This is a genomic window from Verrucomicrobiota bacterium (assembly GCA_016871495.1).
Taxonomy (GTDB): Bacteria; Verrucomicrobiota; Verrucomicrobiia; order Limisphaerales; family VHDF01; genus VHDF01.
The window spans coordinates 1-15,341 of sequence record VHDF01000050.1; the positions used below are offsets into that span (position 1 = coordinate 1).

A 15,341-nucleotide genomic window follows, 5' to 3' on the forward strand; every position below is an offset into this window, starting at 1 on the left:
GCTTCTCAACCACCGGCTACATGCTGGCGAGCCTCCGGCTTGCGACTGAGCCGCTTCACGTCACTCTGGTCTCACATCCCTTCTGCATCCGTCCCGAATCTCCCACTTGGGGTCAGGATGTCTGAGACTAGGCCTTCGGATCGAACGCTTCCCTCAATCCATCACCGACCTGTTGCAGCAGGGCCAGGGTCAGGACTAGCATGCCGCCCGGAAACACGAGGAGCCACCACGATATGCGAATCGGATTCAACTGCCCGGCCCCCTCCGCAATGAGTGTTCCCAAGCTGGCGTGCGGCGGCTGAATCCCGAGTCCGAGGTAACTCAGAAACGATTCATAAAGAATGATGCCAGGCACGGTGAGCATGAGATAAGCCAGCACCACTCCACTGAGCTGCGGCAGAACATGACGGCGCAACACATGCCAGCGCCCCCCGCCTAGCGCCCGGCTGGCTTCCACAAACGCGCGTTCCCGAATCGAGAGCACCTGGCCTCGAACCACACGCGCCATGGTCAGCCAGGAAACCGCTCCCAACCCGCCCAACAAAAAGAGCAGGCGGATCCACCCGCCCGCTTCCACGGCATGGGATCCTCCCCAGGACGCTTTCGCCGCATCCTCCAACACCGCCACCAACACAATGACCAGCAGGATCGAAGGCAAGGCATACAGCGCATCCACCAGACGCATGAGGATCGCGTCCAGTTTTCCGCCCCAGTAACCCGCGATCGCACCCACCGAAACACCGATCACCAGACTGACCATCGCCCCCACCAACCCCACCGCCACGGAAATCCTCGCCCCCGACAACACCCTGCTGAGCAGGTCCCGCCCATGCAGATCCGTCCCGAACCAGTGCTGGGCGCCGGGCGGCGACAGGTTGGCGTCGGTCAAACGCAACGCCTTGTCACCCAGCCAAGCCGGCCCGGCCCCAACCCAAACCGCCAGCGCCAAGAGCAAGACCGCCGAGTACTTCGCCGGTGCCCGCGACCAAAAATGACTCCATGCCCGCGACCATGGCCCCTGCCCGGTGCGTGTCCCTCCGCCGCCTGCGCGGATCCCTTGCGTCTTCGCCGATTCACCCATGGCGCACTTTGGGATCCAACACCGTGTAAGCCACATCCACCACGAGATTGAGCATCAACAAGAGAACGGCGTAAACGAGCACCAAACCCACCACCATCGTGTAATCCCGGTTCAGCGCGCTGTTCACCATGAACACTCCAATCCCCGGAATCTGAAACACATTCTCCACGACAAAAGAACCCGTGAGCAAGTCCGCCAGCAGCGGACCCGCATAAGAAACCACCGGAGTGGCTCCGATAGGCAACGCGTGACGCCAAATCAAACTCCCCTCGCCAACGCCCCGCGCCCGAGCAGCAGTCACAAAACTCGACCCGAACGCGTCCATCATGCCTTCACGCATCAAACGCGCGACGCGGCCGGCGAAGAAAATCCCCAGCGTGGCCACCGGCAAGACCGCGTGCCAGGGCGAATTCCACAGGCCCACCGGGAACCATCCCAGACCGACCGCGAAAACCAGAACCAGCAGGGGTCCCAACAGAAGCGCCGGAATGGAAATGCAAAGCAAAATGGCGCTTTCCGCGAGCCATCCCGAGGCGCGCCCGCGTCCTACCGCGGCCGCCACCCCCAAAGGAATCCCCAAAGCCAGCGCAAACAGGAACGCCATGACTCCCAGCATCATCGAAACCGGCAAGGCCTGGCTCAACACGTCGTTCACCGTATGATGCCGATATTTCAAGGACGGTCCCAAATCTCCCTTCACCAGCTGCGCCAAAAACCGGCCGTATTGTTTCCAAACGGGTTCATCCAAATGATAGCGCGCGCGCAACGCGTCGCGGGCTTCCTCGGATACCGCCGCGCGCGCAGTGTCGAAGGGTCCGCCCGGGGCCGCGCGAATCATGCCAAACACCACGAAGCTGATCCCCAAGAGGACCGGAATCATGGCCGCCAGCCGTTTCCAGACCTGCTGAAAGCTCACCGCCTCGCCCCCCTTCTCGCCACCGCTCTCAACGGATGTTCAGCCCTCAAGTTTGGATGAATCCCCTCAATCCGCCGAGGGTCGTGAATCTGCATGCCGGCATAGAAGTAGAGCGGTACGACGGGCATCTCTTGTTCCACGAGCAGCGTCTCGGCCTGCCGCAACAACTCGGCGCGCGCCGGGCCCGCGGGCTCGGCTCCGGCCCGCTTTAACAGCGTGTCATACTTCTCGTGCTTCCAACCCGTGCGATTGTTCAGGTTACCGCCGGCGAACAGATCGAGAAACGTGGTGGGATCATTGTAATCACCGATCCAACTGCTCCGGCTGATGTCGTAGTCCAACTGGCTCTGCGTATTCAGATAAACCTGCCATTCCTGGGGACGCAATTCAGCCCGCAACCCCAGCTCCTTCTCCCACATGGCCTGGATTTGCACCGCGATGTTCTCCTGCGATTTGCGGCTGTCGAAATGATAGTGGAACTTCGGAAAGCCCGCCCCTCCCGGAAAACCCGCCTCCGCCAGCAAGGCTCGCGCCCGATCCGGATCCACCGAAAGCCCCGGAGGCGAAACATAACCCGGCAAACCGGGCGGCACGAGATGGCCCGCCGGACGTTCCCCTCCGCGCGTGATCTGCTCCACAATCCTTCGTTTGTCGATCGCCAGCGCCAGCGCACGGCGCACCCGAGGATCATGAAACGGTTTGCGCGTGGTGTTGAACCGCAGGAAATAGGTCGCCAGATAATCGAAAGAATGAAAATCCGGCCGCTTCCGCAAGGTCTCCACCAGATCCGATGGAATCAAATCCTTGTCCCAAATCACGTCCGCCTGGCCGCTCAAGTAGAGGTTCAACGCCGTGGTCGGATGCGTGACGGGAAGCAAGTCGATCAAGGTCGATTTCACTCCCGCCGCGTCCCAGTAATGCGGATTCTTCCGCAGACGCACACGGTCGTTGAGCCGCCACTCCACCAGGGTATAAGCGCCGCTGGCAGGGGGTTGACCCTGCGTCAACCAAGCAGACCGATGCCGCTCAATGGACTGCTGGGGGACGACGGCCATGGGAGCGTAGGCGCACAGTTCGACGAAATAAGGCGCCGGGTTTTCCAGCTCCACCTCCAGATTCAGCTCATCCGACGCTTTCATCCCCACCTCGGCGCGGGATTTCACCGTGCCCGTTTGATAAGCTTCGGCGTTTCGAATAAGGTAGAAAGGACTCGAGTATTGGCTCCCCTCGACGGGATCGATCATCCGGAACCAGGAGTATAACACATCCTTCGTTCGGATGGGTTCGCCATTGGACCAACGGGCCTCGGATCGCAGCCGGAATCGATAGCGTCGTCCATTCTCGGAGAGGGTCCAACTCTCAGCCAACCCGGGTTCGGCCATTCCGTTGGTCGGGTTGTAGCGCGTGAGTCCTTCGAACAGGGCCTGCACGATCCGGCCCTCCGCCTCCCCGCTCATGACGGCGGGATCCAGCGATTCAGGCTCCTTGCCGTTGATGATGACCAAATCCGGGGCGGGACCTCGCCCGCCGCAGCCTGGGGTCAATCCGAGAAGGAACAGGAGCGGCAGAACCCAAATCCCACCTAATCGCCTGGGCTCTTCCAAACCGCATAAGGAAAGCGGGCGGCCGCGATTTGCGGCGAAATCCCGCCCTTCACCACTCCATGCCGCGCGGCCCCTCGGATTCGACGCGGGCGCGCGATTTCGCATGGGAGAAGTTTACTTGTTCGGCGCCGGAGCGGTCGCTGGGGGCGGAACTGGGGTTGGCGCAGTGGCCGGGGCCACCGCCGCAGCGGGCGTGGTCAAAGCGGGCGCGGCAGGTGCCGGGGTGGTCGCGCTGGGCAGCGTCAACGCGTTGGTTCCAGCAGTGGCGGTCGCGGGAGCCGCCGCGGAGGGGACCACAGCGGTGGTCTTCGACTTCTGCTCCAGCTTCTCCAACACGTTCCTCGATCCCGAGCTCGACTGCCGGGAATGCAGCACCGACAAGATCAAGCACAGGCCGAGGAAGGTCGCCGCCGTGTACTTGGTGATATGCGTGAGCGCCGTGCCCGAACCCGCGCCAAACAAGGCATCGGTCGTGCCCCCGCCGAACGCAGCGCCCATGCCGGCCTCCTTCTTTGGCAACTGAATCAAGACCAAGAGACCCAACAACAAGCTGGCAAGCACCAGCAATACCGTAAGAAAACCAATCAGAATGCTCATAAAATCAACTATATAGAGTTCTTCACAATATCCGAGAAACTGCGCGCTTCCAGCGAAGCGCCACCCACCAGCGCGCCATCCACGTCCGGAAGGCTCATCAACTCGCGGGCGTTGGCAGGCTTGACACTCCCGCCATACTGAATGCGCACCCTCCGGGCCACCGCTTCATCAAACAGAGAAGCCAGCAGCTTGCGGATCAACGCATGCACTTCTTGGGCTTGGGCGGACGTCGCAGTCCTGCCCGTGCCGATCGCCCAAACCGGTTCATAGGCCAAGACTGTCTCTTCCATTTGCGCTTTGGTCAAGCCGGCGAGGCTGCCGCGCACCTGGGACTCCACCACGGCCGCCGTTTGATTGGCCTCGCGTTCCTGGAGCGTCTCCCCCACGCAAACGATCGGCTTCAAGGTCGCCGCGTGCGCCGCAGCCGCCTTCCTGGCAATCAAAGCGTCCGATTCCTTTTGATACTGACGGCGCTCGGAATGTCCCAAAATCACGTAACGCACGTAGAATTCCTTCAGCATCTCGGCTGAAATCTCACCCGTATAAGCCCCGTTGGCATGCTCGCTCATGTTCTGAGCACCCAACCGAAGATTGGAATCCTTCAACACTTCAGAAACTCGCGCCAAGGCCGTGAAGGGCGGACACACAGCCACTTCCACCTCCTTGACAAGGCCGAGATCCCGATCAAGCGCTTGCGCCAGATCGAGCGCCTCCGCCGCCGTCTTGTTCATCTTCCAATTGCCCGCGATGAGTAATTTGCGTTCCTTGTCCATGTTGCTTCCTCCCTGATCCTGCTGTCTCGCTCGATCTTAGGGGCGATCATCCAACGCCGCCACCCCGGGCAAAACCTGGCCTTCCAGGAATTCCAAGCTCGCACCCCCCCCGGTGCTCATAAAGGTGACTCGAGATCCCAGCCCGGCTTGGTTCAAAGCTTTAACACTGTCCCCGCCGCCAATCAGGGACTTGGCGCCGTTCTTTTCCGTGGCTTCCACCACCGCTTGCGCAATGGCGTTGGTTCCAGCCGCGAAGCGCGGGTCCTCAAACATCCCCATCGGACCATTCCATAAAATCGTTTTCGCCGATCGGACCGCATCCGCAAAAACCTTCACCGTTTCCGGCCCGATATCGAGTCCTTCCTCGTGATCCGGAATCTGCGTGCCGGCATTGATCCTCGGATCCTTGAACTCCACGATCGGCTTGCTCTTCTTGTTCAACTTGTCGGTGACCACAGGGGTGGCGACCACGTTGTCCATCGGCAGTAGAAAACGGATCTTGCGCTGCTTGGCTTTCTCCAAGGCGTTCAAAGCAACCTGTGTCTTGTCCGCTTCCAGCAAGGATTTCCCCACCTTGTGGCCCAGAGCGTATCGAAACGTGTAGGCCATGCCGCCGCCAATGATGATCGTGTCGGCCTTTTCGAGCAACCGATCGATGACCCCGATCTTGTCGGAAACTTTGGCGCCCCCTAAAATGACCACGAAGGGCCTGGCCGGCGCCTCCAACTCGTCCCCGAGAAACTTGAGCTCCCGTTCCATGAGAAACCCGCCGGCACAAGCTCCTCCACGGGCCTTCACCAACTTGGCCACGCCTTCCGTCGAAGCATGCGCGCGATGGGCCGCGCCAAATGCGTCGTTCACATAAAGGTCGGCCAGAGAAGCCAGCTTCGCCGCGAAGGCCGGGTCGTTGGCTTCCTCCTCGTTGTGATACCGGACGTTCTCCAAAAGCAGAACTTCGCCGGGCTGCATGGCCCTCACTTGATTCTCAACCCCCTCACCAATGCAATCGTCGGCAAATCGAACCGGCTGGCCCAGCATCTCGGACAGTTTTTCCGCCACCGGCCGCAGCGAAGCACTAGGGTCTCGCTGTCCTTTGGGCCGTCCCAAGTGAGCCATCAAAATGATCTTGCCCCCCTGGCTGATCAACCACTTGAGGGTCTCGAGCGTTTCCTGAATCCGAGTCGCGTCCGTGATCACCATCCGCCCGCCGTCTTCCTTGAGCGGCACGTTGTAGTCCACGCGCATCAGGACGCGTTTTCCGCTCACGTTCAGCTCGCGAATGGAGGTTTTAGCCATCATAGAATCCGGACAAACAAGGGCGGGAGCATACCCAAGGCCAAAATCGAGTCAAAAGGAATTACCCGGCCCCATTTCGCTTCGGTGCATCCTGAAGTGGTTGGTAGGGCGGGCCTGTCCCAGCCCGCCGCCCACGGGATGCAAAACATCATGCTCCGGCGGCGCGCCGGGACGGACGCGCCCTACCTGCATCACCGACAACCTCTGGATGCGCCGTTTTCGCTTCTGATGTGGAGGCTCACCCCCCGGCAAACCGGCGCTTGCCTGCGAATGCCACTGCCCACAGCCTCGGCTCATGCGAACCCGCCGCTGCGCTTCACCCTGCGTTCTTCTCTTTTTGGCCTGGCTGACCATCGGGGCGCTCAGATCGCTTCCGCTGGAGGCCGCCTCTCCTGCTTTTCAGCCGCCCGGAGCCTATGCGCCGCCCCGCTTCGCGCAAACCGACCGAATCCACCGTGTGCTCGTTCTTTCCAACGAGATCCAGCGCATTTACGCCGACCACGCGCAAGCTCAACATTTTCCCGGAGCCGCCTGGGGGGTGGTGCTCGACGGACGACTCGTTCTTTCGGGGGCTTTCGGGCTGTCCGACTTGGCCGCCCAAACCCCGGCAAGTGCGCGCACGATCTTCCGCATCGCTTCCATGACCAAGAGCTTCACCGCCCTGGCCATCTTGAAACTGCGCGACCAAGGCCGCCTGAGTCTGGACGATCCCATCCGGCGCTTCATTCCCGAGTTCAAACGGATGAAACCCCTCACGCATGACGCCCCCGCGATCACCATCCGCCATCTGCTCACGCATGGCGCCGGATTTCCGGAAGATAATCCCTGGGGAGACCGCCAATTGAACGATTCAGAACACGACCTCTCCCAGCTCCTCGCCCAGGGCCTCTTTTTCTCCAATCCGCCCGGATCCGCCTTCGAATACAGCAACCTCGGCTACGCTCTGCTTGGACGCGTGGTCGCCCGCGTGTCGGGAATCTCGTGTCAAACCTACATCGACCGCCACATCTTGCGTCCTCTCCAGATGGAACAATCGGCGTGGGATTTTCGGAAAGTGCCCTCTGCCTTGCTCGCCCGCGGCTACCGCTGGGAAGAGGAACGGTGGAAAGAGGAAGCGCCCCTGGAGGATGGTTCCTATGCCGCCATGGGCGGGATGCTCTCCTCGGTGGAAGATTTCGCCCGTTACCTCGCGTTGCATCAGGAAGCGTGGCCGCCTCGCGAAGACAACGAGAACGGCTGGATTCGCCGCGCGACTCTTCGAGAGATGCATTTTCCATGGCGCCTCAGCCAGTGGTCCCCGCAAGCCACCCCTGCGAGCGGAGTTCTCTGCCCCACAATGTCCGCGTATGGTTATGGCCTGGCCTGGACTCTCGACTGCCACCAACGCGTCCGCGTCAGCCACAGCGGAGGCTTGCCCGGTTATGGCAGCCAGTGGGTGTTCTTTCCAGACTACGGCTTTGGATTGATCGGGCTGGCCAATCGCACTTACGCGGGCTGGTCGGCTGCGCATCGCACAGTCTTCGAATTGTTGCTGGGGCCGGGCGGCTTGGAACCGCGATCCAGGCCGGTTTCGCCCATCCTGAACTCCCGCCGCGAGTCCTTGATCCAACTCCTGCCCGCCTGGAAGGGCGCGGAAACCAGCGCCGTTTTCGCCGAAAACTTTTTCCAGGACAACCCGGTCCATTTGCTGCGAAAGACATCGCAAGATCTCTTTGCTCGGGCAGGCCGGATCTTGCGGACCACCCCAATCAAGCCCGACAATCAATTGCGGGGAACATTCGCGTTCGAAGGAGAACAAGGCAGCGTTGAGGCGTTCTTCACCTTGACTCCGGAGAATCCACCCTTGATTCAGGAGTTGAAGTTGAAGTTCGTGCCCCGGCCCTGAAGGAGCTTGGCTCGCGCCAATCGGCCGCGGCGATCTCCTTGCCCAGCCTGCCCAGCCTGCGGGGTGCGGCGTTCACGCCGCTTCAAGGCGTGTCTTCAACGGGGCATGGCAGCTTCACCGGGCAAGGGTGCTGCCAAGGCGAAGGCGTTCGCCCAGGGCGGGCCATGGAGCGGGAGGAGATCACCGCGACAGGTTGGCGCGGGCGGAAGCGCCGTGAACGGCGCGCCCCGACAACTTGCGGATGCACCGGGGGCAAAGCCGTACATCCCGATGTTGTTGGTAGGGCGGGCCTGTCCCAGCCCGCCGCCCACGGGATGCAAAACATCATGCTCCGGCGACGCGCCGGGACGGACGCGCCCTACCTGCATCACCGGCAACATCGGGATGCACCGGGGCAAAGTCGGTCCGTAATCGAAGCTTGACGCTTGGGGCGGGTTTGATTGCATGCTTGGGCTGCTATGAAGCGAAGCTTTCTTGCCCCGGCCCTCTGCGCGTGCCTTGGATTCGCCGTCCTGACCGGCTGCTACAGCAGCATCGAAGGGCGCAATCGAGCGGGAATCCCCTTTTCCAAAGACCGCATCGAAAGCCGTTACGAACGCCCGGTTGATGAGGTGTTCGCCGCCGCCAAAGCCGTCCTTAGTTTCAACGGCACGCTCGAGGGTGAAAACACCATCCAGAAGGTGCTCTGGGCGAAGGTCGACACCCGCACGGTGCACGTGAAGGTCGCGGAGGCCGAACCCAAAGTGACAAGCGTGACCGTGCAGGCGCGCCGCAAAGGCGGGGTGGCGGACGTCTACTACGCGAGCGAGATCGACAAACAAATCGCGCTGCGATTGGTCAAGCCCTGACCTTGAGTCCCAGATTCTTTTCGTAAGAGCCAAGCTTCACGGTTTGGCTCTTTTTTTGCGCATTCATCTCCACCCCCAATCGAGCCAGCCGTTGCCTCGCCCGCTCCGACACCGATTCCAACCCCAGATCAATGACCTGCTGCAGAACGTTCCGCACCTCAGCCTCGTCCCCCGATCGCACATAAACATCGGCCGCCATGTTCAGCCAGCGCGCCACGAGTCTCGGCGGTCGCGAAGGCGTTTCCAAAAGCAAACGAATCTGCTCCATGGCCAGATCCGGACGGCCCGCCTTGTCGAGATAAAGATGGACCAGTTGTTCGCGCGCTTCGTGGTCGTCCGCAAAGCTCTCGAGCCTCTTCAGCCACGGTTGAATTTCATCGTCCACCTCCAGAGGTGAATTCCCCGCGCCCTGGTCTTCGGCCGGTCGAGGTTCGTTCACCAGCCCGGCACGCACAGGCTTGGGAAGGTGGATGGGATCACGTTGTTCTCGTGCTTCCATGGCTTCCAACGTCGGAAGGTGGCCGACGCGCTGGACGGCCATTTGGGCTTGCTCACTTTCGGGGAACAGCCGCACGACGTTTTCGAGTGTGGCGCGAGCTGCCTCGGGTTGATGGGCGCGGTGCAGTTGCCAGTCGGCCAGGCGGTTCAAGGCCAGCGCCACCGCTCCGGGCTGAGGTTGCGACTGCGCCGACAACCACTGCCAAATCGTGGAAGAAGCCGCATCCACGTCGTCAAGATTCTCGGCCTGAATCTCGGCCAGCAACAGGTGCCCTTCTAAATCGGAGGGAAAGGCGGCCAGCTGTTTCTGAATCTCTTCGCAGGCGGCCTGATACTCCCCGCGCTTGCGCCGCGCGTGGGCCGGTCCGTAGATCGGTTGAGGCACGGGCTCCAAATCACCCCCATCATAGAGAGCCATGAACGGGCGGGCCACCCAGTTGGTCAAGTTGGGAACCCAGAGAATGGCCAGGATCAATCCGCACACTGCAGCGGCCAGGACGCCGGCCACTTGCGTGATGGGATCGCCAGCCTTCAAGGCGAACCGCAGGAGCCCGACCACGAGCAGCGCGCTCAAGCCCCATTTGAAAATCAGTTTGGCAGGCTCGTCCTCGCTCTTGCGCATCCATCTCCACAAGACCCAGCCCAGAAGGATGACCGTCCCGGATGCGATGAGGATGGCAAGCAGAGTTCTCATGGTGTTCTCAAGGCTGGCCATCTTTGAGCATCGGACGCCTGGCGAGGGCGTCGCGCCCCGGGATCAGGCCAAGATGCCTTTCACGACTTCACCATGAATATCGGTGAGCCGATAGTCGCGTCCCTGGAAGCGATAGGTCAATTTCTCGTGATCGATGCCCAGGCAGTGCAGGAGGGTCGCGTTTTGATCATGAACATGAACCGGGTTCTCGACGACGTTGTAGCAATAATCGTCGGTTTGGCCGTAGACCATGCCCCCGCGGATGCCGCCGCCCGCCATCCAAATCGAGAAACAACGGCCGTGGTGGTCGCGCCCGTAGTTGTCCTTCTCGATCTTCCCTTGGGAGTAAACCGTGCGGCCAAACTCCCCGCCCCACACCACCAGAGTGTCTTCGAGCAATCCCCGCTGCTTTAGGTCCTTGACCAGCGCCGCGCTGGGTTGGTCGGTGTCCTGACATTGCTCCCGAATGCGCCGTGGCAGGCTCCCGTGCTGATCCCATCCGCGATGGTAAAGCTGCACAAAGCGCACCCCCCGCTCCGCCATGCGGCGCGCCAGCAGGCAATGATACGCGAAAGTTCCCGGCGTCTTCACATCCGGCCCATACAAATCGAGCACGCTCTGCGGCTCTTGGCTCAGATCCGTCAACTCGGGAACCGAGGTCTGCATGCGAAAAGCCATTTCGTACTGCGCGATGCGGGTGTTGATCTCCGGGTCCGTGTATCGATCGAATTGCCTGCGATTCAGAGCCGCCAATCCATCCAGCGCGCGGCGGCGTGATTCGCGCGATACACCCGGTGGATTCGACAGATAGAGCACCGGATCGCCCCCGGCCCGGAACTGGACGCCCTGATACTCGGACGGCAGAAATCCCGATCCCCACAACCTCGTGTAAAGCGGCTGATCGCTCTCGCGTCCGCTGGAGAGCATCACAACAAAGGCAGGCAAATTTTCGTTGGCACTGCCCAATCCGTAACTGAGCCAGGCGCCGACGCAGGGACGTCCCGGTTGTTGGAATCCCGTTTGAATGTTGGTGATGGCCGGGTCGTGGTTGATCGCCTCGGTGTTCAAACTCCGCACCACACACAAGTCGTCGGCCACTCCGGCCGTATGCGGCAGGAGTTCGCTCATCCAAGTCCCGGCTTGTCCGTGTTGCTTGAACTTGAACATCGACCGCACCACCGGAAATTGTTTCTGTCCGGAGGTCATGGTCGTGATGCGCTGTCCCATGCGCACCGAGTCGGGCAGCTCCTTCTCGTGGTAATTCTCCAGTGCGGGCTTGTAATCCAGCAAATCCATTTGAGAAGGCCCGCCGGCCATGAAGAGATAAATTACGCGCTTGGCTTTGCCCCCGCCTCGAGCCGCTCCGGCAAAGCCGTGCGTGGACTTCGCACCGGCTTCCGCTCCGCGCAGCAGCGAGGGGTTCAGCAGCGAGCCCAGTGCCGCGACGCCCAAGCCGGCCGATGCCCGGCTGAAAAAGTGGCGGCGATTGATGAGGAGCCCCCGTTCTTGCCATGGATTCATAAACGGCTCAATTCTTCGTCAAGGTTTCGTCGAGGTTGAGGAGCACCGAAGAGACCGAGGACCACGCGGCCAACTCGGCGCGATTCCAGGATTTGCCCGGCCTGAAACTTCTCACGGAGAGCAAGGCCTCCACCGCGGCGGGATTCCGCCGGTATTCTTCCAACTGGCCCTCGAAAACTTCGCGCAAAGGCATGATCTCCTCACGCTCGGGCCGGCGCCCGGTGGCCCATTGAAAAGCGTAGCGAATGCGAGAATCCCAGTTGGCGCCGCCCTGTTCCAATATGCGTTCGGCAAAGGCATTCGATGCTTCGACGTACTGCGGATCATTCAACATGGCCAGCGCCTGCAATGGTGTATTGGTGCGGGGACGGCGCATGACGCAATACTCCCGCGTGGGCGCGTCGAAAGCGAGCATGGCCGGCGGCGGGCTTTGCCGCTTCCAGTTCGTGTAAATGCCGCGGCGATACTGGTTCTGGTCCACATCCACCACGTAGCGCTGCACATTGTTGAACGACACGGCCTCCCACAGCCCGCCAGGCTCGAAGGGTCGAGCGGGTGGCCCGCCCACCTTCTCCACCAGCAACCCGCTGACCGCAAGCACCACGTCGCGCAACACTTCCGCGTCCACCCGAAACCGGGGTCCGCGCGCCAGCAGTCGATTCTCGGGATCCCGAGCGCGCAGCTTGGCGGAGGCTTGCGAGGTCTGACGGTAAGTCGAGGAATTCAGGATCAAACGAAGCAAATGCTTGGTGTCCCAGCCGCTGGAAACATATTCGACGGCCAGCCAGTCCAGCAGTTCCGGATGAGAAGGACGCTCGCTTTGCACCCCGAAATCCTCGCTCGTCTTCACCAACCCCACACCCAACAACTGTTGCCATAGCCGGTTCACCGTCACGCGGGGCGTGAGAGGATTTGCAGGGTCCACCAGCCACCGCGCCAGCCCAAGCCGGTTCGACGGTGAATGGGAGGGGAAAGCATGCAGCAACGCAGGGACATGGGGCTCAATCTTATCGCCCTTCTTGTCGTACTCGCCCCGCACCAGGAGAAACGTCTCTCGCGGCTTGGCGAGTTCCTTCGCAATAAGGGTCGTGGGAATGGATTTCTCCAAAGCCTGCTGCTCTTCCTTGCGTACCTCAATCTCGCGAAACCGACGCCGCATCGACAAGGACTCCTGTCTTCGAAAATGATCCCGCACCGCCGCGCGTTGAGCTTTGGGTGCCTCGGCGGAAAGCGCCAGCGCACCCGCCACGTCGGGCGGAAGGACGTTTTCATCCTCGGCCTCCAGCTTGAAGGCGAAGCCGCTCGAAGTCGCTTCGCTGACCACCTTGCACAGCAAACGATTCTCCCCCCGGCGCAACTTCACCTCCACACGCTTGGCGGCTTGAGCAGACCGGTTGGTGCTCCACGCCACCAGTTCGCCGTTCAACCATACTTTGTAGGCCTCGTGCGCTTTGAAGACCAGCCGGGCATCCATGTCCCGCTCCTGTTCCAAAACCCGATGCAGATAATAAACGCCATGCACGCCGTGGATTTCGTGAACCAGCTCGTGATAAGCGCCGTCGCCATAGTCGCGCTTGCCCCACTTGATTTCGCCCCTCGTCCCTCGATACGCCGCTTTCAGGTCGATCTGCTCCTCGGGCGGGTAAACCCGGGCGAATGCCTCGGACAAATCCGAGAGCGGGAAAGGCCCAATCTGTTGCCACGGATCATAGAAACGCGGGATGAGCCGCCGCGCCATCTCCTTCGACGTCGAGGCTGAAATCCGGTAATGGCCAAGCGCCAGCCGGTTGGTGGAAGCTTCAAACCGCAGTCGTGCGATCAGCTCCGACCCGGACGGAATCTCCCAAGGTTCTCCAAGCACAAACAGGGCCGTCGAATTCGTACTCGAGGGCACACTCCATCCGGTTTCGGATTTCCCATCCACCGCCTTGGCAATGTCCGCCCCTTCCTTGTCGGAAATCGAGAAGGCTCGCCCCAGCTTGAGACTCTTGGGTTTGGCTTCGCCGGACTTCTCGTCTTTCGATGACCATTCCAATTCGATTTCGGACATTTTGAATTCGCCTTCCGCCGACCTTCCCGGACCCGAGTGAGGCAAGGAAGCGTGCGGCATCGCCTCCAAACGCAGGGCCGACAATGTGCCGCCCGGATAACGGAGACGAAGCTCGTGGAGATCTTGCTCGGGATTGGGACCCGAGGCCAAAACAGCCCCGTCCGGACGGATCTCGAGATGGGAGGGCGACTGGTTCGTGGCCTTGGGGCGACTCGTCGCCGTCAGGGGAGTCAGCAAGCTCCATTCGGGAGACAGCTTTTGGTGCCATTTTTCGGACCATGACTGCTGCGCATCATCCAGGCGGGGGGAGGGGGCGCGGGCGGATTTCTCCAAAGCCTCAAGGCGCGCTTTGAGTTCCTGTTGCCGGCGGCTTTGCGTGGGACTGGGCAGTTTCAATATGGGTTCCGGCCGCGGTTGATTCCCATCCATCACGGGCTCGTCCATTTGGTTGAAGAAAGAAAGCAGGCCGTAATACTCCTGATGGCTGATGGGATCGTACTTGTGGGAATGACAGCGCGCGCAGGTCAGGGTCAAGCCGAGCCAGATCGCCCCGGTGGTTTCGAGGCGGTCGAACGCGTACTTGGCCTGATATTCCGCCTCGATCGCCCCGCCTTCACCCGTGCTCATGCTGCATCGGACATATCCCGTGGCGATCTTTTGTTCCCTCGTCGCGCCGGGCAGCAAATCACCCGCAAGTTGTTCAATCGTGAACTGGTCGAAAGGCTTGTTCTCATTGAACGCGCGAATGACCCAATCCCGATAAGCCCAAATGTCACGCTGCGAATCGATGTGAAATCCGTGTGAATCCGCGTAACGCGCGGCGTCCAGCCAACCCCTCACCATGTTCTCACCGTAACGTTCGGATTTCAGCAGTTTCTCCACGGCACGCCCATAGGCATCCGGATCCTTGTCCTGGACAAAAGCCTGAACTTCCCTCGGGCTCGGCGGAAGTCCTGTTAAATCCAGCGCGACACGCCGCAGCAACGTGGGTCGATCTGCTTCGGGGGAGGGAGCCAGCCCTGCAGCTTTTAAAGTGGATAGAACAAAGGCATCGATCGGATTCTTGACAAAAGGGTTCCCGGGAAACTCGGGCACGGCTGGACGCAAAGGACGTTCGAATGCCCAATGCACCTGGTAATTCGCACCCTCCGCAACCCACCGCGAGAGTGTCTCAACCTGGGCCCTGGAAAGTGGCTTCTTAAATTTTGCCGGCGGCATCAGGTCGTCCTCGTCGGCCGTCGAAACGCGTCGGATCAGTTCGCTTTCGGCGGGCTTTCCAGGGACGATAGCCGTCTGACCTGACTTGCCCGCCTTGAAGGCGTCCTCTTTAAGGTCCAGGCGCAGCCCGCCCTTCCGGGCCTTGTCATCCGGCCCGTGGCAGGCGAAACAGTGGTCCGAAAGAATGGGCCTGATGTCGCGGACGAAATCCACTCCTGCAGCTTGGCTCGAGGGCATCGCACAGGCCAGAACCAGGCTCAAGAGCAGGCTCCGGGCGTGATCAAGCAGCCTGACGAATCGAACCCATGCGAGATGTTGCATACGGTGGAAATGGATTGTTACGCATTTTTACACCGGCGG

At 61.0% G+C, this 15,341-nt stretch carries 13 protein-coding genes; 1 reads left to right on the top strand and 12 read right to left on the bottom strand.

The features are described 5' to 3' along the window. Positions 1 to 127: 127 nt before the first annotated feature. The 7 genes from FJ404_11925 to FJ404_11955 are packed head-to-tail and all read right to left on the bottom strand — an operon-like array spanning position 128 to position 6,564. Entirely contained in the window at positions 128 to 1,117 is a 990-nt protein-coding gene (locus FJ404_11925; GenBank protein MBM3823573.1) for an ABC transporter permease, read from the bottom strand. Further along, positions 1,074 to 1,961, bottom strand: a complete 888-nt coding sequence (locus FJ404_11930; protein MBM3823574.1) for an ABC transporter permease — start codon at positions 1,959 to 1,961, stop codon at positions 1,074 to 1,076. Before FJ404_11930 ends, FJ404_11925 begins: the two co-directional genes overlap by 44 nt. 32 nt (positions 1,962 to 1,993) lie before the next feature. Then, positions 1,994 to 3,706 carry a peptide ABC transporter substrate-binding protein gene (locus tag FJ404_11935; protein ID MBM3823575.1) on the bottom strand — a complete coding sequence of 571 codons (1,713 nt, stop codon included), beginning with the start codon at positions 3,704 to 3,706 and terminating at the stop codon, positions 1,994 to 1,996. Positions 3,707 to 3,715: 9 nt separating this feature from the next. Beyond that, positions 3,716 to 4,198 carry a preprotein translocase subunit SecG gene (gene secG / locus FJ404_11940; GenBank protein MBM3823576.1) on the bottom strand — a complete coding sequence of 161 codons (483 nt, stop codon included), beginning with the start codon at positions 4,196 to 4,198 and terminating at the stop codon, positions 3,716 to 3,718. 8 nt (positions 4,199 to 4,206) lie between these two features. After that, positions 4,207 to 4,971 carry a triose-phosphate isomerase gene (locus FJ404_11945; GenBank protein ID MBM3823577.1) on the bottom strand — a complete coding sequence of 255 codons (765 nt, stop codon included), beginning with the start codon at positions 4,969 to 4,971 and terminating at the stop codon, positions 4,207 to 4,209. Between the two features lie 36 nt (positions 4,972 to 5,007). Continuing rightward, complete coding sequence (locus FJ404_11950) at positions 5,008 to 6,267, bottom strand: phosphoglycerate kinase (protein MBM3823578.1); 1,260 nt, start codon at positions 6,265 to 6,267, stop codon at positions 5,008 to 5,010. A gap of 51 nt (positions 6,268 to 6,318) precedes the next feature. Further along, positions 6,319 to 6,564: a hypothetical protein gene (locus tag FJ404_11955; GenBank protein MBM3823579.1), complete on the bottom strand. Its 246-nt coding sequence runs from the start codon at positions 6,562 to 6,564 to the stop codon at positions 6,319 to 6,321. On the opposite strand from FJ404_11955, the gene FJ404_11960 reads away from it, so the two are divergent. Next, positions 6,563 to 8,152: a beta-lactamase family protein gene (locus FJ404_11960; protein MBM3823580.1), complete on the top strand. Its 1,590-nt coding sequence runs from the start codon at positions 6,563 to 6,565 to the stop codon at positions 8,150 to 8,152. The genes FJ404_11955 and FJ404_11960 overlap by 2 nt on opposite strands. 95 nt (positions 8,153 to 8,247) lie before the next feature. Here the strand turns inward: FJ404_11960 and FJ404_11965 are convergent, their stop codons facing one another. The 5 genes from FJ404_11965 to FJ404_11985 all read right to left on the bottom strand — a co-directional run bounded on the left by FJ404_11965 (position 8,248) and on the right by FJ404_11985 (position 15,302). After that, the gene (locus tag FJ404_11965) at positions 8,248 to 8,532 is read right to left on the bottom strand and encodes a hypothetical protein (protein ID MBM3823581.1); all 285 of its coding nucleotides are present in this window, start codon (positions 8,530 to 8,532) and stop codon (positions 8,248 to 8,250) included. Positions 8,533 to 8,794: 262 nt separating this feature from the next. Next, complete coding sequence (locus FJ404_11970) at positions 8,795 to 8,986, bottom strand: hypothetical protein (protein MBM3823582.1); 192 nt, start codon at positions 8,984 to 8,986, stop codon at positions 8,795 to 8,797. 3 nt (positions 8,987 to 8,989) lie between these two features. After that, positions 8,990 to 10,192 carry a hypothetical protein gene (locus tag FJ404_11975; protein MBM3823583.1) on the bottom strand — a complete coding sequence of 401 codons (1,203 nt, stop codon included), beginning with the start codon at positions 10,190 to 10,192 and terminating at the stop codon, positions 8,990 to 8,992. A 63-nt stretch (positions 10,193 to 10,255) separates the two neighbouring features. After that, on the bottom strand, positions 10,256 to 11,713 hold the full coding sequence (locus FJ404_11980) for a DUF1501 domain-containing protein (protein ID MBM3823584.1): 1,458 nt from the start codon (positions 11,711 to 11,713) through the stop codon (positions 10,256 to 10,258). 7 nt (positions 11,714 to 11,720) lie between these two features. Then, the gene (locus FJ404_11985) at positions 11,721 to 15,302 is read right to left on the bottom strand and encodes a DUF1553 domain-containing protein (protein ID MBM3823585.1); all 3,582 of its coding nucleotides are present in this window, start codon (positions 15,300 to 15,302) and stop codon (positions 11,721 to 11,723) included. Positions 15,303 to 15,341 lie beyond the last annotated feature (39 nt).